Source organism: Prevotella sp. P4-119, assembly GCF_002251345.1.
Lineage (GTDB): Bacteria > Bacteroidota > Bacteroidia > Bacteroidales > Bacteroidaceae > Prevotella.
The window spans coordinates 1-271 of the sequence record NZ_NPJB01000061.1 but is presented as its reverse complement, the minus strand read 5'-3'; the positions used below and the strand labels follow the sequence as shown (position 1 = coordinate 271).

The following is a 271-nucleotide window of genomic DNA, read 5'->3' as shown; positions in this document are numbered from 1 at the left end:
ACCTTTTTACAACAAAGGTACGAAACTGTCTTTAGCAATCATAGTTTTACCTTGATTATTTAACATTTATGCGACTGCGTCGCATTCTTCTGCAAACTTAGAGTGTACTCTGTGTGTTCCGTGGATCCGTAAAGGGAGGAAACGAAAAAAGCACCTTGCTTCATTGCTGAAACAAGGTGCTTTGTAAAAGATGGCGGCCTCCTACTCTCCCGCATTGCATTGCAGTACCATCGGCGCAAGTGGGCTTAACTTCTCTGTTCGGAATGGGAAG

General features: G+C 43.9%; 1 rRNA gene. It reads right to left on the bottom strand.

What is annotated here, in order from left to right:
* Nucleotides 1-188 precede the first annotated feature (188 nt).
* A 5S ribosomal RNA gene (rrf, locus tag CIK89_RS06360) occupies nt 189-271 on the bottom strand; the annotation flags it as partial.